The organism is Halomonas sp. WWR20 (genome assembly GCF_054602495.1).
Map to the genome: position 1 here is coordinate 205240 of NZ_JBTRHR010000004.1, position 16549 is coordinate 221788.

Genomic DNA, 16549 nt, shown 5'->3' on the forward strand with positions numbered 1-16549 from the left:
GGTTCCAATGGATGGCTAGGGTTCCGGTCGCATCGCTACAGTTCCCCCGATGCGATGACTGGTCCGAGAGCTGTCGACCCGGCGCGAACATGGAGCGTTGTCTGTCACGGATGACACCTACCGCGCGCAAGGTTACACGGCGGGATAAAAACCCGGGAGGATAAGGTGCAGCGCGCTGCTACCGATGCCCCCGAGCCATCTGCCCACATTGGAGGCCGCCATGCCCATCCGCTCCGCGCTTTCCCGCGCCGTCTCATCCGCCGCTTCTCGTCGCGCGTCTCGCCCGCGCCAGCTGCTGCTGGCTTCGGCGACCCTGTCCGCCCTGCTGGCCTCGCCCTTCGGCCTGGCTCAGGAGCGTGACCATTTCAGCGTCTGCTGGTCGATCTATGCCGGCTGGATGCCCTGGAGCTATGCCGACACCCAGGGCATTGTCGACACATGGGCCGACAAGTACGGCATCGACATCGATGTCGTGCAGGTCAACGATTACGTGGAATCTGTCAATCAGTTCACCTCCGGCAACGTCGACGGCTGCGCCATGACCAACATGGATGCCCTGACTCTGCCCGCCGCCAGTGGCGTCGACTCCACCGCGCTGATCGTCAACGACTACTCTGACGGCAACGACGGCATCGTGATCAAGGACAGCGACAACCTGGCCGACATCGAGGGCCGCAAGGTCAATCTGGTGCAGTTCAGCGTCTCGCACTATTTCCTGGCCCGAGCACTGGAGAGCGTCGGTCTGACCGAACGCGACATCGAGACGGTCAACACCTCCGATGCCGACATCGTGGCGATCTATCCCAACAACGACGTGGAGGCCGTAGCTGCCTGGAACCCGCAGCTCAGTGCCATCGAGGAATTGCCCAACAGTCACGTGGTTTACACCTCCAAGCAGATCCCCGGCGAGATCCTCGACTTGATGGTGGTCAACACCGACACCCTGGCCGCCAACCCGGACCTGGGGCATGCCCTGGTGGGTGCCTGGTACGAAGTCATGGAGAAGATGGAAGCGGGCGACGAAGAGGCGCTCTCCCAGATGGCCGAGGCCGCCGGAACGGACCTGGAGGGCTACCAGGCGCAGCTTGCCGCCACTCATCTCTACACCAATCCCGTCGAAGCCGCGTCGCTGATGCGCAGCGAGGATCTACTCACCACCATGCAGCGGGTCGCCGAGTTCAGCTTCAAGCACGGCCTGCTCGGCGACATGGCGCCCAACCCGGGCTTCGTGGGCATCGAGACGCCCACGGGCGTGTTCGGTAGCGAGGACAACGTCAAGCTGCGCTTCGACCCCAGCTACACCGACGCCTATATCGAGTCCCAGCAATAACGGCCTGACACCATGCCGGCCCGTCCGCATCCTGTTTCAGCCAAGCCCTGTCTGGAAAGGGCGGTGCCGGTCATGCACGCCATCCACCCGAGGGAGTCATGCTCATGAAGCGACTCATCAACCTTACACCGTCCCGGGGCAGCCGCTGGCTGCTGGGCCTGGTGCCGTTCGTGCTCGTGGGGATGGTCTATCTTGGCCTGTCCAATGCGCGCCTGGCGGAGAATCCCGACGACCGTCTGCTTCCCTCACCCGCGACCATGGCCGACACCTTCGGCCAACTGGCCACCGAAGCCAGCGTACGCACCGGTACCATTCCCTTATGGGACGATACCTTCGCCAGCCTCGAGCGGCTGGGCCTGGGCATTCTCATCAGCGCCCTGATCGGGCTGGTGGTGGGCCTGTTCACCGGCGGGCTGCCCCTGGTTCGCGCCAAGCTCTCGCCCCTGGTGACGGTCATCTCGCTGATTCCGCCGATGGCCATCCTGCCGGTCCTGTTCATCGCCTTCGGTACCGGCGAGATGGCCAAGATCGCGCTGATCGTGATCGGCGTAACGCCGTTTCTGATTCGCGACCTGCAAAACCATGCCTTGCGCCTGCCCGACGAGCAGTTGATCAAAGCGCAGACGCTGGGCGGCAGCTCCTGGCAGGTGCTGCTGCGTGTCCTGCTGCCACAGCTCACCCCGCGCCTGATCGCCTCGACCCGCCTGGCGCTGGGCAGCGCCTGGCTATTCCTGATCGCCGCCGAGGCCATCGCCGCCCAGGAGGGCTTGGGCTATCGCATCTTTCTGGTGCGACGCTATCTGGCCATGGACGTGATCCTGCCCTACGTGGCGTGGATCACCTTCCTGGCCTTCCTGATCGACCGGGTGCTGGCACTGGTTTCGCAACGCGCCTTTCCCTGGTACCACGCCGAGGAGGGGGACCAGAAATGAGCCATCCAAGGAGCCTGCTCGAAGCCCGTCGCGTGGAGAAGGACTACGGCAATCAGGTGGTGCTGGAGCGCCTGTCGTTTCGCGTTGATGCCGGCGAGTTCGTCACCCTGGTCGGCGCCTCCGGCTGCGGCAAGACCACCTTCCTCAAGTTGCTGCTGGGCACCGAGCGCATCACCCGCGGCAGCCTGACGCTGGACGGCAAGCCGCTGCCCGACGAACCCGGCCCGGACCGTGGCGTGGTATTCCAGAAATACTCGGTGTTCCCGCACCTCACCGTGCTCGGCAACGTGATGATGGCCGAGGAACTGTCCCGTTCGAAGTGGCTGGGCAAGCTGTTCGGTGCCGCCCGCCGCCAGGCCCGTGACGCCGCTGTCGCCCGCCTCACGGAAGTGGGTCTCGAACATGCCCTGAACAAGTATCCTCACGAGCTTTCCGGTGGCATGCAGCAGCGCCTGGCCATCGCGCAGGCCTTGATGATGAAGCCACGCATCCTGCTGCTCGACGAACCCTTCGGCGCGCTGGATCCGGGGATCCGTCAGGACATGCACGCGCTGATCACCCGGTTATGGCGCGAACAGCAACTGACCATCTTCATGATCACCCACGACGTCAAGGAAGCCTTCACGCTGGGCACCCGGCTATGGGTATTCGACAAGGTCCGCCACGATCCTCAGGCACCGCAGGCCTATGGCGCCACCATCACCTACGACCTGCCGGTCGGCGACCGCCAGGTACCGGAAGACCTGACGGCTAGAATCACCGCCGCCACCAGCCTCAATCACACCACTCAGGAGACGTTGTCATGAGCACGCCGGCTAACGAAAGCAGCGATGCGCTCTATACCACTTACCTGCCCGGCGGCCAGCATTGGTCGCTGCGCCTGCGTCGCGGCACCACACTGACCCTGACCGCCCGGGAAGCCGACACCAATGTCGGGATGCTGTGCTACAACCCGGAAAACCTGCTCGAACGGCTCAACCTGCCGGATACCCTCAAGGGTCAGCACACCTTCAAGCTGACCCGCGGCCACTGCCTGTACTCCGACATGGGCCGCGTCTTCGCGTCGATCGTCGAGGACGATCTCGGCTGGCACGACAGCGTGGGCGGCAATCTGATGCCCCGGCATCTGGTGAAGAAGGGCTGGCAGCCGGTCAGCTATCAGCAGGCGCACAACGAGTGGACCCGCACCGGCTACGACAGCTTTCTGGTCGAGCTGGCCAAGTACGGTCTCGGCCGACGCGACATGGCTGCCAACCTCAACCTGTTCTCGCGGGTGGAAAGCGACAGCGATGGCCTTCTGCGCTACGTCCCCGGCCACTGTCAGCCCGGCGCGAGCATCAAGTTGCGCTTCGAGATGGATACCCTGGTGATCCTGCACACCTGCCCGCATCCGCTCGACCTCAGCCGGGAATATCCGCGCCGCGGTGTCGACATCGCGCTGGGCACCGCGCCGGCGCCCACCGAGGACGACGTCTGCTACCGCTCGCGGCCGGAGAACGCCCGCGCCTTCGAGAACAATCGTCTCTACCACCTGGGGCTGTAAGGAGAACGCCAACATGATCATCGAGAGCACCAAGCGCCCCGAGAACGCCGTGAGTCGAACCATCGTCGACGCGGGCGATCACTACATCGGCATCGTCAAGGCCGGTCAGACCCTGCGTCTTCTCGACCTGGAGGGCAACCAGGCCGCCGACACGCTGTTCTTCAACGCTCATGATACCGCCGAGCGCTACAGCGCCATGGATACCATTCGCGAACAGGGTGCGGTCTACCTCACCGCCGGCTCGAAGCTGCTTTCCAGCGAAGGCAACGTGATGCTGAGCGTGACTGCCGACACCTGCGGGCGCCACGACACCCTGGGCGGCGCCTGCGCCAGCGAGAGCAACACCGTGCGCTACGACCTGGAAAAACGCCACATGCACTCATGTCGCGACAACTGGATGCAGGCCATCGCCAACCATCCCGAGTACGGCATCACCAAGCGCGACATCACCCACAATATCAACTTCTTCATGAACGTACCGGTCACCGCCGAGGGCGGGCTGACCTTTGAGGATGGCATCTCGGCCCCGGGCAAGTACGTGGAGATGGTCGCCGAAATGGACGTGGTGGTGCTGATCTCCAACTGCCCGCAGCTCAACAATCCTTGCAATGGCTATAACCCGACGCCGATCGAGCTGCTGGTGTGGGACTAGCGGAAACTGGCTGCGCTCGCTCAGTTTTCGTGCCGAACTCAGAAAAACCGCTTTCTATCATGGAGACGACTTCATGATGCCAACGTTGTCGGCGGGACGACCCGCCACCAGCTTTAGGCAACCTTCCATGTTCAACAAGGTCCTGATTGCCAATCGCGGTGCCATCGCCGCCCGCATCCAGCGCACGCTCAAGCGCCTGGGTATCGGCTCGGTGGTGGTCTACGCCGAAGCCGACCGCGACGCCCCCTACGTATTCGCCGCCGACGAGGCCTACTCGCTGGGTGAAGGCGCCGCCGCCGATACCTACCTGGATATCGACAAGCTCATCGCTATCGCCCGGCAGAGCGGCGCCGAGGCGGTGCATCCCGGTTACGGTTTCCTGTCCGAGAACACCAAGTTCATCCAGGCCTGCGAGAATGCCGGACTGGTTTTTCTCGGCCCGACGCCTGAACAGATCCGCGACTTCGGCTTGAAGCACGAGGCGCGCGCCTTGGCCGAACGTGCCGGCGTGCCGCTAGTGCCCGGCTCCGGGCTGCTCGATAGCCTCGAGGAAGCCGTCAAGGAGGCCGCACGCATCGGCTACCCGGTGATGCTCAAGTCCACTGCCGGCGGCGGCGGCATCGGCATGCAGGTCTGCGACGATGAAGCCTCACTGACACGTGCCTTCGACTCGGTGCGCGGCCTCGGCGAGCGTAACTTCGGTGATGCCGGCGTCTTCCTCGAGGCCTACATCGCCCGCGCACGCCACCTGGAAGTGCAGCTGTTCGGTGACGGCCAGGGCAAGGTCGTGGCGCTCGGCGAGCGCGACTGCTCCACCCAGCGCCGCCATCAGAAGGTGCTCGAGGAGTGTCCCGCGCCCAACCTGCCCGAAGCCGTACGCAAAGAACTTCTCGCCACCGCCGTGCGCCTCGGTGAAGCCGTCGGCTATCGCAACGCCGGCACCGTGGAGTTCATCTACGACGCCCAGCGCGAAAGCTTCTACTTCCTCGAGGTCAACACCCGCCTGCAGGTCGAGCACGGCGTCACCGAGGAGGTCTGGGGCGTGGATATCGTCGAGTGGATGATTCGCCTCGGCGCGGATGAACTGCCCGATCTCGACGAGCTGACCCGCGATCTCGCCCCGAAGGGTCACGCCATCCAGGCGCGCCTCTACGCCGAAGATCCGAGCCACGATTTCCGCCCCAGCGCCGGCCTGCTCACCGAGGTCGCGTTTCCCGAGGCGTCCGGTTTGCGTGTCGATCACGCCATCGAGGCCGGTTTGGAAGTCTCGGCGCTGTTCGACCCCATGCTGGCCAAGGTGATCGTCCACGCCGGCGACCGCGACACCGCCCGCGAGCGTCTCGCCGATGTGCTCGAGGCGTCCAGCATCTATGGCTTCGAGACCAACCGCACCTGGCTGTCGCGGGTATTGCGCGACGACCGTTTCCGCGATGCGAATGTGCATACCCGCTGGCTGGCCGAACTGTCCTGGGCACCGCCGGCCATCGAGGTGCTCAGTGCCGGCACGCTGACCTCCATTCAGGATTTTCCGGGACGTCAGGGGCATTGGGACGTGGGCGTGCCGCCTTCCGGCCCGTTCGATGACTGGTCGTTCCGCCTGGGCAATCGTCTGCTCGACAACCCGCCCGATGCGGCAGGGCTGGAAATCACCCTGACCGGCCCCACGCTGCGCTTTCATCGCGCCACTCAGATCGTGCTCACGGGCAGCGAACTGCCTGCCGAGCTCGACGGTCAGCCGGTGGCCTTCTGGCAGGTACTGGAGATTCCCGCCGGCGCCACGCTGGCGCTGGGCAAGGCCAGTGCCGGGGCACGCGCCTACCTGCTGGTACGCGGCGGCATCGACTGTCCGCAATATCTTGGCTCCAGGGCCACCTTCACGCTGGGCCAGTTCGGCGGCCATGGCGGGCGCGCCCTGCGCACCGGCGACATGCTCGCCCTGCCCGCACTCGACGCCACCGCATCACGCGTCCTGCCCGAGGCGCTCAGGCCCAAGCTCGGCGGCGAGGATGATCATGTCTGGCAGATCGCCGTACTCTACGGCCCGCATGGTGCTCCGGACTTCTTCACCGAGCGCGATATCGATACCTTCTTCGCCCACGAGTGGGAAGTGCACTACAACTCCAGTCGCACCGGTGTGCGTCTGATCGGCCCACGCCCCGAGTGGGCCCGCGCCGATGGCGGCGAGGCCGGCCTGCATCCGTCGAACATCCACGACAACGCCTACGCCTTCGGCACCATCGACTTCACCGGCGACATGCCGGTGATTCTCGGCCCTGACGGCCCCTCGCTGGGCGGCTTCGTGTGCCCGGCCACGGTGGTGCGCGCCGAGCGCTGGAAACTGGGCCAGCTTACCGCCGGCGACCGCATCCGCTTCGTGCCGGTGGATCTCGCCACTGCCCGCCAGCTCGAAGCACGCCAGCAGACCCAGCTCGACTCCCTGAGCGAGCAGCCGGCCATGGCGTTCGAGGAGAATCGCGGCAGCCCCATCCTGCGCGACGTGTCGGCCGACACCGCCGGCGAGCGCATCGTCTACCGCCGCGCCGGCGACGACTTTCTGCTCGTCGAGTTCGGTGCCATGGAGTTGGATATCGCGCTGCGCTTTCGTGCCCACGCCTGGATGCTATGGCTGCAGAACAACACCCTCCCCGGCCTGCGCGAGCTGACGCCGGGCATCCGTTCGCTGCAGATCCACTATGAGCCCAACGAGCTTGTCCTCGACGCGCTGCTCGCCCACCTGGAGCGCGCCGAGCGCGAACTGCGTGACGTCGAGTCGCTGGAAGTCGAGGCGCGCACCGTGCACCTGCCGCTCTCCTGGGACGATCCGGCCTGCCAGGAAGCCATCGACAAGTATCAGCGCTCGGTGCGGCCGGACGCCCCCTGGTGCCCCAGCAACCTGGAGTTCATCCGTCGCATCAACGGGCTCGACGCCATCGAGCAGGTCCGCGATATCGTCTTCAACGCCCGCTACCTGGTGATGGGGCTGGGCGACGTCTACCTCGGCGCGCCGGTGGCCACGCCGCTCGACCCGACCCAGCGGCTGGTCACCACCAAATACAACCCGGCCCGCACCTGGACCGCCGAGAACTCGGTGGGCATCGGCGGCGCCTACCTCTGCGTCTACGGCATGGAGGGCCCCGGCGGCTACCAGTTCGTTGGCCGCACCCTGCAGATGTGGAACCGCTACCGTCGGACCGACTACTTCGACAATCCCTGGCTGCTGCGCTTCTTCGATCAGTTGCGCTTCTTCGAGGTCAGCCACGACGAGCTGATGCAGATCCGTCGCGATTTTCCCCATGGACGCTATCCGCTCCAGGTCGAGACCACGCGCTTCCGGCTGGCCGACTACCAGGCCGACATCGACGCCCGTGCCGAACGGATCCGCGAATTTCGCCAACGCCGCGACACCGCCTTCCAGCAGGAAATGACCGACTGGCGCGCCAACGGCCAGTTCACCTTCGAGGACCAGACTCCCGAAGCCATCGAGGCCACGGAACTCGCCAGCGACGAACTGGGCATCGACAGCCCGGTCACCGGCAGCCTGTGGAAGCTGACGGTGACCGAGGGCGAGCCCGTCGAGGCCGGCCAGGTCGTGGCGCTGGTCGAGTCGATGAAGATGGAAGTCGAGATCCTTGCCCAGCAGGCGGGCCGGGTCACGCGCCTGCCGCTGGCCGAAGGCGCCGCCGTGGCCCCCGGCCAGCCGATCGTGATCCTCGAACAGACCTCGAATCTGGAGACGTCCGCATGAACGCCACCGACATGACGATTACCTCCCTGCTGGCCCGCTATCGTGCCAATGAGCTGACCCCGCGCGAACTGATCGACACGCTGCTGGCCGATGCCGAGGCGCGCGGCTTTGATCCCGCCTGGATCACGCGGCTGTCCCGCGAGCAGCTCGAACCCTACTTGGCACGACTCGATAGCGCCGACCCGCAGGCGCTGCCGCTCTACGGCATCCCGTTCGCGATCAAGGACAACATCGATCTCGCCCACGTCCCCACCACGGCGGGTTGTCCGGCCTACGCCTATACGCCGAATGAGTCCGCCTTCGTGGTGCGCCAGTTGATCGAGGCCGGCGCCATTCCCATGGGCAAGACCAACCTCGACCAGTTCGCCACCGGGCTGGTCGGCGAGCGCGCCCCGGACATCTACGGTGTGCCCGACAACGCCTTCGACGGCGAGCGCATTCCCGGCGGCTCGAGCAGTGGCTCGGCCGTAACCGCCGCCCAGGGCCAGGTCAGCTTCGCGCTGGGCACCGATACCGCCGGCTCCGGACGCGTGCCGGCGTGCTTCAACAATCTGTTCGGCGTCAAGCCGACGCTGGGCCTGCTGAGCACCGCCGGTGTGGTCCCAGCCTGCGCCACACTGGACACCATCAGTATCTTCGCGCTGAGCACCGACGATGCCGCCACCGTGCTCGACGTCGCCGGCCAGTACGATTCCGATTGCGCCTGGTCGCGGCGTCACGATTTCGCCGTGGCCGGCCAGGTCTATGGCGAGATATCAACGCGCTTTCGCTTCGGCGTACCTCCCGAGTCGCAGTGGCATACCGACGAGGCCTACAGTGCCGGCGTGCGCCAAGCCATCAGTGATCTCGAGGCGCTGGGCGGGGTAAAGGTCGAGCTCGATTGTACGCCGCTACTGGCCGCGGCGCGCCTGCTTTACGAAGGGCCATGGGTCGCCGAGCGCTACCACGCCGTGCGTGACTTGCTCGAAAGCCAGCCCGATGCGCTGCACCCGGTGACGCGCCAGGTCATCGAGGGCGGCGGTACGCCGCGGGCGGTGGGCGCCTTCGATGCACGCTACAAGCTGGCCGAGTTCAAGCGCCAGGCCGATGCCCTTCTCGCCCAGGTCGACGTGATGCTTACGCCAACCACGGTTGACCACCCCACCAAGGCCGAGGTGGCCGCAGAGCCCATTGCCGTCAATTCGCGACTGGGCATCTGGACCAACTTCATGAACCTGCTCGACTACAGCGCCCTGGCCGTGCCCACCGGCTTCACCGGTGCCGGGCTGCCGTTCGGCGTCACGCTGTTCGGCCCGGCTTTCGCCGATCTGACGCTGCTGAGCCTCGGCCAGGCGTTGGAGCGCCAACTTCAACTGCCGCTGGGCGCTACCGGCGTCGCCCGTCCTCAACTATCGGCACTGCCACCGGCGAAGGACGGCACGCTGGAACTGGTGGTGTGTGGAGCACACCTTGCGGGCCTGCCACTCAATCATCAGCTCACCCATCGCGGTGGCGTGTGTGTCGCCAGCACCCATAGCAGCCCGAACTACCGACTCTACGCCCTGGCCGGCGGCCCACCGGCACGCCCGGCAATGGTTCGCGACGATGCCGACGGCGCGGCTATCGAAGTAGAAGTGTGGCGCCTGCCCATCGACACCGTCGGCAGTTTCCTCGCCGGCATTCCCGCCCCGCTGGGGTTGGGACAAGTCGAGCTGGAAAGCGGCGAATGGAAGTGCGGCTTCATCTGCGCGGCTGGCGCGCTCGAGCGCGACGGCAAGGCCGAGGATGTCACCCACTTCGGGGGTTGGAGAGGCTGGGTTTCCAGCCAGCAGGGAGAAAACTCATGAAGAACAGTACACAGCGCCAGCCCGGCAATTTCCAGTCATTGCCGGTGATCAATATCAGCGGGCTGTTAAGCGACAATGCCGCGCAACGCCAGGCCGTTGCCGAACGGCTCGGCGACGCAGCACGCAACGTCGGCTTCTTCCATATCGTCGGTCACGGCATCAGCGACGAGCTGCGCCAAGAACTTCTGGAGCAGACCCAACGATTCTTCGAACAACCGCACGAAGACAAGATGCGCCACTACATAGGCCTGTCCGCGGGCAACGGCACCACACGCCATCGTGGCTACGTTCCCGAAGGCGAAGAGATGCCCGAAAAGGGCAAGCGCGATCTCAAGGAGGCCTTCGATCTGGCCTTCGAGCTGCCTGCCGACGATCCCGCGGTGACTGCCGGCACCCCCATGCTGGGGCCCAACGTATGGCCCGAGCTGCCCGGTTTCCGCGAACAGATCTACGCCTACTACCAGGCTACCTACGAGGTGGGCCGCGCCCTGATGCGCGGTTTCGCCCTGGCCCTGGGGCTGCCCGAGGAGCACTTCCTCAGGGACGTGACCAGGCCGCCCAGCCAGTTGCGCCTGATCCACTATCCGTTCGACCCCGAGGCCAAGGACGCGCAGGGCATCGGCGCGCATACCGACTACGAGTGTTTCACACTGCTGTTGCCCACGGCGCCGGGGCTCGAGGTCATGAATGGTCAGGGCGAGTGGATCGACGTGCCCTACCGCGACGACGCCCTGGTGATCAACATCGGCGACATGCTGGAAATCTGGACCAACGGCGAATTCGTCGCCACCTCGCATCGGGTGCGCAAGGTCAAGGAGGAGCGCTATTCGTTCCCGCTGTTCTTCGCCTGCGACTACGCCACCAGCGTGGCGCCGCTACCGCAGCTCGTCGAGCGCGACGGCGGGGCACGCTACGCCCCGCTCAAGGCCGGCGATCATCTCTACGCCCAGACCATCCACACCTTCGCCTATCTGCAGAAGCGTCTGTCCAGCGGTGAGATCCAGTTACCCGAAGGGGCGAGAGATACCGCCACGCTGGGCCAGCATGCGCGTCACAAGGACACCGGCAAGGAGCGGGCATGAGCTTACCCACCGGCGTGCCTCTCGCTTACCGCGGCGTGTGGCAACGCACGCTCTATGTCGGCGCAGGAGACGGAGGTCGTCCTGTAGAGGATCGCACGACCCGGGTGATCTGGCTGCAGACGGCGTGCTGGCACGCCGATCTGCGCGTGCCGGCGGATCGCCCCGATTTCGCCGGCGTCACGTCGCTTGACGACTGCGACCGCGATCGACTCGTGTGGCTGGCGAGTCAGACCGCCTTTGCCGGAGTCACCCGGGTCGAAGAGCGCTTGTGTACCTGGCATCGCCTGCTCGACCTGCGTCCGGGGCTGGAGAAAGACCTCGGCGAGATGACCTGGCTGGACGATGGCACGCTGGAGGAGCGCCATCCCCGAGGTCATTATCTCGAGCGCTGGGAACGGCAAACGGCGTATCAGGGCGAGGAGTGCATCCAGTTGGGATCCGACGGCCTGCCACGCTGGCTGCAGTGGGGCGGTCACGCCATGTCCATCGTGCCTCGCCCCGCCCTGCCGGACGCGCACGACCCGTTCGCCGAGCCGGCGTCGCTCGATACAGAAGCACTACGTCTGCGCACCGGACTGGAGATCAGCTACGCCCAGCGCAATGGTGAGGGATGGAAGGTCATCCTATCGACGCATCCGTGGCGGGAGGGGCAACAGGCGATGCCAGATGACGGAGAAGCCCTCGACGCCGGGCGTATTTCGGCCACACTACGACAGTAGTTCAGCGCCGCTTCGCCCTGTAACGGGGCGGCGGCCGCCTCTTCTCAAACCGGTCCTCCCGGTTCTGCCCCGCTAAAGCGCCGACTTTTATCGAACCTCCCGATGCAATTGCCTTTCTTTACCGGTTCTGCCCAGCCAGACCAGCGCCACGTTTCCGAGCCGATCTCTCCACGCTCATAGTGTTAGGCAATAGTAGCCATAGTTTTTCTTTACAGAATGGCTTAATTAAACTTTGCTTCCTGTAGAGGTGCGATCCGTTCGAGCCGGACCTCACAAGGCTTTCGATAATCGGTATTGGCTACTGCCCTGAAAGACTCGCTGCCTCACTTTGTTCAGCCTATCGGAGGGACTCGGTATGGTTTCCACGAAACCGACCCGTGGTACAGGCGGGTGGATCCTGCTCGTTTTCGCTGTCGTACTCGTCGTGCTGGGTCTCATTCTGGCCGCCGGGGGGGCGTGGCTGGTGACCCTGGAGGGGTCCTGGTACTACCTGATCGCAGGTATCGGTCTGATATTCTCAGGCGCCATGCTGGCCAGGGATTCGCTGACGGGCGCCTGGCTCTACCTCGCGGTATTCCTCGGCACGCTGGTGTGGGCATTCTGGGAGGTCGGCCTCGACATGTGGGGGCTACTACCCCGGGTATTTGGCTATATCGTGCTCGGCATCATCCTGCTGCTGCTGTTGCCCACTCTGAAATATCGTCAGGTCCATGAATGAGGAGTGCAAACATGCCCACCCGATTGAGCACGCTGGCGCTGATCACCAGCCTTGCCTTGGCCACGCATGCCATCGCCCAGGAGGAGAGCGAAACCGCCGCTCAGGATGCCCCGGCAAGCGCCTCCACAGGATCGAACGACTCTGAGAGCAGTGCTGCCTCTCAAGGCCCACCACTGCCCTCCAGGCCGCAACCCAGCGATGCACCGGCACGCGAGGACTGGCCGGCCTGGGGCCGAAGCAGCGAAGCCACACGCTATTCGCCATTGAATCAGATCAACCGCGACAATGTCGGTCGACTGGAAGTCGCCTGGCAGTATCGCACCGGCGACATGCCCGATAGCGAAGAGGAAAAGGAGGAAAACAAGTACGCTCCGGAAAATACCCCGCTGAAGGTCGGTGACAGCCTTTACGTCTGTTCGGCCAAGAACATCATGATCTCTCTCGATGCGCGGAGCGGTGAAGAGCAGTGGCGTTACGATCCGCAGGTGTCTGACGAGGCGGTTCCCTACAGCGCCAGCTGCCGCGGTGTCACCTACTACGAAGTTCCGGACGCCTCTGACGACCAGCTCTGCGCGACGCGCATCATCGAGGGCACGCTGGACGCCCGGCTGATCGCGGTCGATGCCAAGACCGGCGAGCTGTGTCCCGATTTCGGCGAGAACGGTATGGTCGATCTTTGGGAAGGCATCGGCGAGAAGGTACCCGGCTGGTATTCGGTCACGGCCCCCCCGGTCATCGTTCAGGGTGTACTGGTGACGGGAGCCCAGGTCAAGGATGGCCAGGCGGAGGACGCTCCCTCGGGCGTGATCCGTGGCTTCGATGCTGTCACCGGCGAGCTGGAATGGGCCTGGGACATGGGCAAGCCGGAACTCGACGGCCTCCCACCGGAGGGGGAAACCTACACCCGGGGTACCCCCAATATGTGGACCACCGCCGCCTCCGACGAGGAGCTGGGCTACGTCTACCTGCCGCTGGGTAACTCCTCGGTGGATTATTGGGGCGGCAACCGCAGCGAGGCAGAAAACGAGTATTCCACCTCGTTGGTGGCCATCGATATCAATACTGGCGATCCGGTCTGGCACTTCCAGACCGTCCACTACGATGTATGGGATTACGATCTCGGTGCGCAACCGACACTGGTTGATTTCCCGCAGGGGGACGGCACGGTTCCCGCGCTTATCCTGCCCACCAAGCAGGGTGACATCTACGTGCTCAACCGCGAAACGGGGGAGTCACTATTTCCCGTGGAGGAAGTGGAAGTGCCCAGCGGCGGAGTGGAACCGGAGCGGCTCTCTCCCACCCAACCGACGTCCAGATACCATACTCTCGCTTTCCCCGTTCTCACCGAGAAAGACATGTGGGGCATGACCCCCATTGATCAGCTGTGGTGCCGTATCCAGTTCCGTCGTGCCGCCTACGCGGGTATCTACACTCCCCCGACCGTGGATCAACGCTATATCCAGTATCCCGGTTATAACGGGGGCAACGACTGGGGCAGCGTCGCGGTGGACACGGAGCGCGGCATTCTCGTCGCCAACTACAACGACATTCCCAACTTCAACCGCCTGGTGACACGCGAGGAAGCCGAGGAGCGTAACCTACAACCTATCTACGCTGGGGAAGATGAAAGCGATTCACAAGGCCCTGCCGAAGGCGCCGGTGATCCGCAGATCGGCGCACCGTATGCCATCGACGTCAATGCCGGCTGGCGGGCGCCGGTCACCGGCATGCCCTGCACCGCGCCTCGCTACGGTGGTATTCGCGCCATCGATCTCGCCACGGGTAAAACGCTCTGGGACCGGCCGCTGGGCGAGGCCCGCAAGAACGGGCCATTCGGCATTCCCACCTATCTGCCGTTGACGATCGGCACGCCCAACAACGGAGGACCGCTGCTCACGGCGGGCGGATTGATCTTCATCGCCGCGGCGACCGACGATCTGATTCGCGCCATCGACATCGAAACCGGCGAAGTCGTCTGGGAGGATGCGCTGCCCGCTGGGGGTCAGGCGACCCCCATGACCTACGAAGCCAATGGTCGCCAATACATGGTGATTGCGCCTGGCGGCCACCACTTCATGGAGACCCCGATTGGCGACTATGTGATCGCCTATGCGTTACCGGAAGAGGACAGTTAGCGAAGCTGAGGCTAGCCTGCTCGGCCAGGCACCGCTAACGGTAAGCTTCATACCAATCGCTTCGGTGCTGTCCATATAAACACTACGCCCGGCGTTGGCCGGGCGTGGGTTGCTGCAGAAGTAAGATAGGTGGCTTTGCGTCTAACCGAACAGGTGCCTGCGCGCCTCTTCGTCCATCTGCACGCCGCCCTGCGGATTGATCTCTTCGGCCTGGGCATAGGCACGCTGCACGGCCTTGCGCTTGCCGACCTGCTCGAACCAGCGCTGCAAGCTGGGAAAGTCCTCGATATCCTGACCCTGGTTGGCATAGGGCTTGATCCATGGCCAGATCGCCATGTCGGCAATCGAATAGTCATCGCCCGCCACGTACTCATGATCCGCCAGCTGCTTGTCGAGCACACCGTAAAGCCGCGCGGTTTCCTTGATATAGCGCTCGATGGCGTACTCGATTTTCTTGGGTGCATAGTTGCGAAAGTGATGGTTCTGACCGGCCATCGGCCCGAGCCCACCCATCTGCCAATGCAACCACTGCAGCACGACATAGCGCTCGCGCCCGGACCTGGGCAGGAACTTGCCAGTCTTGTCGGCAAGGTATTCCAGGATCGCGCCCGATTCGAACAACGATAGTGGCTGCCCTTCATCCGCAGGCGCACGATCGACGATGGCCGGTATTCGGTTGTTAGGAGCGATTTCCAGAAACTCGGGGCTAAACTGCTCGCCCTTGCCGATATTGACTGGATGGAGACGATAGTCCACCCCGGCCTCTTCGAGAAACAGCGTAATCTTGTGACCATTGGGCGTCGTCCAATAATACAGATCGATCATGCCAACCTCCTGTTGCCAATAAAAGTCACTTACTCCTACGCTCTGCCTGAAAAATATCTGCGTTCACCCATACGGCATTAAACGTCAGTGCCAAATGTTCATTCACGGCTTGTAAATTCCGCCTCCTCACTGATTTCTGCCTCGCCTGAGTATATCGCTCGTGAATTCTTCAGACAGAACTTGATCCCGACAATACGGCAGGCACCTCGTTCCCCGCCAGCCTGCCGGAGCAGAGTTGCCGTTAACGAGGTGATTTAACTGTAGGCGCCCTCGATGTCGACGATACGCGTCGCATTGCGCCCGACCCCACCGTGCAGTTCCAGCATGCGCTCCAGCCAGGCATAGACAGGATCGGCATTCGACACTAGATCGGCGGTCGAAACCGTACGCGCCCACATGAAATGCCCGAACAGCAGATAATCGGCCGCGGCCGGGGCATCGCCATCCATGAAATCGGCCTCGGAAAGACGACCGCGCATGGGTTCCAGTGCCTGATCGAGCAGCGTCAGCCCCTTGCTCGGAGCGTGGAATTCTTCAAGGGTTCGGCCCAGGGCCTTTTCCCGCGAGCTGCGGAAATAATCCTGATCCTTGGGATGCACGGCGTTAAGCAGATCCATAATTACGGTACGCAGCATGCCGGGTGCCAAGCTGCGCTCGCTATAGAACTTGAAGAAGCGCGCCCGCTCCTGGGCTTCTGCGCCGCCTAGCAGCGGCTTGTCGGGGTAGGTGCGGTCGAGATAGCGAAATATCTCGAAACTGTCCGTGACCTGCTGTTCGCCGTCGATGAACACCGGCACCTTGCCCTGCTCGGAAAAGGCGATGGCCTCCTTGTCGGTGAAATACCACGGGCGGAACTCACATTCCAATCCCTTATGCGCCAGGGCCATGCGCACTCTCCAGCAGTAAGGCGAGAACCGTAGACGCTCGTCGCGCCCACATAGGTCATACATTATACGCGCCATGTAACCTCCTCATGCTGTTGTGAACGGTCGCGTAGATGTCGCCGACCGCATGAAAAATCATCGACAGAAGAAACTCCTTG

At 63.9% G+C, this 16549-nt stretch carries 13 protein-coding genes and 1 riboswitch; of the genes, 11 read left to right on the plus strand and 2 right to left on the minus strand.

What is annotated here, in order from left to right:
- The first annotated feature begins 4 nt into the window (after positions 1-4).
- Positions 5-161: riboswitch (guanidine-I (ykkC/yxkD leader) on the plus strand.
- Between the two features lie 59 nt (positions 162-220).
- From ACW4DH_RS09440 to ACW4DH_RS09490, 11 genes are all read left to right on the plus strand, one after another.
- Complete coding sequence (locus ACW4DH_RS09440) at positions 221-1330, plus strand: putative urea ABC transporter substrate-binding protein (protein WP_459636140.1); 1110 nt, start codon at positions 221-223, stop codon at positions 1328-1330.
- Positions 1331-1434: 104 nt separating this feature from the next.
- Entirely contained in the window at positions 1435-2262 is an 828-nt protein-coding gene (locus ACW4DH_RS09445; RefSeq protein WP_459636141.1) for an ABC transporter permease, read from the plus strand.
- A complete protein-coding gene (locus tag ACW4DH_RS09450) occupies positions 2259-3068 on the plus strand; it encodes an ABC transporter ATP-binding protein (protein WP_459636142.1) in 810 nt (269 codons plus the stop codon). The genes ACW4DH_RS09445 and ACW4DH_RS09450 overlap by 4 nt, the downstream gene beginning before the upstream one ends.
- Positions 3065-3805, plus strand: a complete 741-nt coding sequence (locus ACW4DH_RS09455) for an urea amidolyase associated protein UAAP1 (RefSeq protein ID WP_459636143.1) — start codon at positions 3065-3067, stop codon at positions 3803-3805. Before ACW4DH_RS09450 ends, ACW4DH_RS09455 begins: the two co-directional genes overlap by 4 nt.
- Positions 3806-3818: 13 nt before the next feature.
- The gene (locus ACW4DH_RS09460) at positions 3819-4457 is read left to right on the plus strand and encodes an urea amidolyase associated protein UAAP2 (RefSeq protein WP_459636144.1); all 639 of its coding nucleotides are present in this window, start codon (positions 3819-3821) and stop codon (positions 4455-4457) included.
- A gap of 127 nt (positions 4458-4584) precedes the next feature.
- Positions 4585-8202, plus strand: coding sequence for an urea carboxylase (gene uca, locus ACW4DH_RS09465; RefSeq protein WP_459636145.1), 3618 nt, complete (start codon positions 4585-4587; stop codon positions 8200-8202).
- Positions 8199-10028: an allophanate hydrolase gene (atzF, locus tag ACW4DH_RS09470; RefSeq protein WP_459636146.1), complete on the plus strand. Its 1830-nt coding sequence runs from the start codon at positions 8199-8201 to the stop codon at positions 10026-10028. The genes uca and atzF overlap by 4 nt, the downstream gene beginning before the upstream one ends.
- On the plus strand, positions 10025-11110 hold the full coding sequence (locus ACW4DH_RS09475) for an isopenicillin N synthase family dioxygenase (protein WP_459636147.1): 1086 nt from the start codon (positions 10025-10027) through the stop codon (positions 11108-11110). Before atzF ends, ACW4DH_RS09475 begins: the two co-directional genes overlap by 4 nt.
- A complete protein-coding gene (locus ACW4DH_RS09480; RefSeq protein ID WP_459636148.1) occupies positions 11107-11829 on the plus strand; it encodes a hypothetical protein in 723 nt (240 codons plus the stop codon). Before ACW4DH_RS09475 ends, ACW4DH_RS09480 begins: the two co-directional genes overlap by 4 nt.
- 355 nt (positions 11830-12184) lie before the next feature.
- Positions 12185-12547 carry a glucose dehydrogenase gene (locus ACW4DH_RS09485; RefSeq protein ID WP_459636149.1) on the plus strand — a complete coding sequence of 121 codons (363 nt, stop codon included), beginning with the start codon at positions 12185-12187 and terminating at the stop codon, positions 12545-12547.
- An 11-nt stretch (positions 12548-12558) separates the two neighbouring features.
- The gene (locus tag ACW4DH_RS09490) at positions 12559-14682 is read left to right on the plus strand and encodes a pyrroloquinoline quinone-dependent dehydrogenase (RefSeq protein ID WP_459636150.1); all 2124 of its coding nucleotides are present in this window, start codon (positions 12559-12561) and stop codon (positions 14680-14682) included.
- A gap of 141 nt (positions 14683-14823) precedes the next feature.
- On the opposite strand, the gene ACW4DH_RS09495 is transcribed toward ACW4DH_RS09490, so the two are convergent.
- Both ACW4DH_RS09495 and ACW4DH_RS09500 read right to left on the minus strand, forming a co-directional pair.
- A complete protein-coding gene (locus tag ACW4DH_RS09495) occupies positions 14824-15507 on the minus strand; it encodes a glutathione binding-like protein (RefSeq protein ID WP_459636151.1) in 684 nt (227 codons plus the stop codon).
- 254 nt (positions 15508-15761) lie between these two features.
- Entirely contained in the window at positions 15762-16469 is a 708-nt protein-coding gene (locus ACW4DH_RS09500) for a glutathione S-transferase N-terminal domain-containing protein (RefSeq protein WP_459636152.1), read from the minus strand.
- Between the last annotated feature and the right edge of the window lie 80 nt (positions 16470-16549).

What these genes read in the sequence shown, in the direction of transcription:
- ACW4DH_RS09490 (WP_459636150.1), top strand. Translation starts at nt 12,559, where the DNA reads ATGCCCACCCGATTGAGCACGCTGGCGCTGATCACCAGCCTTGCCTTG.
- ACW4DH_RS09460 (WP_459636144.1), top strand. Translation starts at nt 3,819, where the DNA reads ATGATCATCGAGAGCACCAAGCGCCCCGAGAACGCCGTGAGTCGAACC.
- ACW4DH_RS09450 (WP_459636142.1), top strand. Translation starts at nt 2,259, where the DNA reads ATGAGCCATCCAAGGAGCCTGCTCGAAGCCCGTCGCGTGGAGAAGGAC.
- ACW4DH_RS09495 (WP_459636151.1), bottom strand. Translation starts at nt 15,507, where the DNA reads ATGATCGATCTGTATTATTGGACGACGCCCAATGGTCACAAGATTACG.
- ACW4DH_RS09480 (WP_459636148.1), top strand. Translation starts at nt 11,107, where the DNA reads ATGAGCTTACCCACCGGCGTGCCTCTCGCTTACCGCGGCGTGTGGCAA.
- ACW4DH_RS09440 (WP_459636140.1), top strand. Translation starts at nt 221, where the DNA reads ATGCCCATCCGCTCCGCGCTTTCCCGCGCCGTCTCATCCGCCGCTTCT.
- ACW4DH_RS09485 (WP_459636149.1), top strand. Translation starts at nt 12,185, where the DNA reads ATGGTTTCCACGAAACCGACCCGTGGTACAGGCGGGTGGATCCTGCTC.
- atzF (WP_459636146.1), top strand. Translation starts at nt 8,199, where the DNA reads ATGAACGCCACCGACATGACGATTACCTCCCTGCTGGCCCGCTATCGT.
- uca (WP_459636145.1), top strand. Translation starts at nt 4,585, where the DNA reads ATGTTCAACAAGGTCCTGATTGCCAATCGCGGTGCCATCGCCGCCCGC.
- ACW4DH_RS09500 (WP_459636152.1), bottom strand. Translation starts at nt 16,469, where the DNA reads ATGGCGCGTATAATGTATGACCTATGTGGGCGCGACGAGCGTCTACGG.
- ACW4DH_RS09455 (WP_459636143.1), top strand. Translation starts at nt 3,065, where the DNA reads ATGAGCACGCCGGCTAACGAAAGCAGCGATGCGCTCTATACCACTTAC.
- ACW4DH_RS09475 (WP_459636147.1), top strand. Translation starts at nt 10,025, where the DNA reads ATGAAGAACAGTACACAGCGCCAGCCCGGCAATTTCCAGTCATTGCCG.
- ACW4DH_RS09445 (WP_459636141.1), top strand. Translation starts at nt 1,435, where the DNA reads ATGAAGCGACTCATCAACCTTACACCGTCCCGGGGCAGCCGCTGGCTG.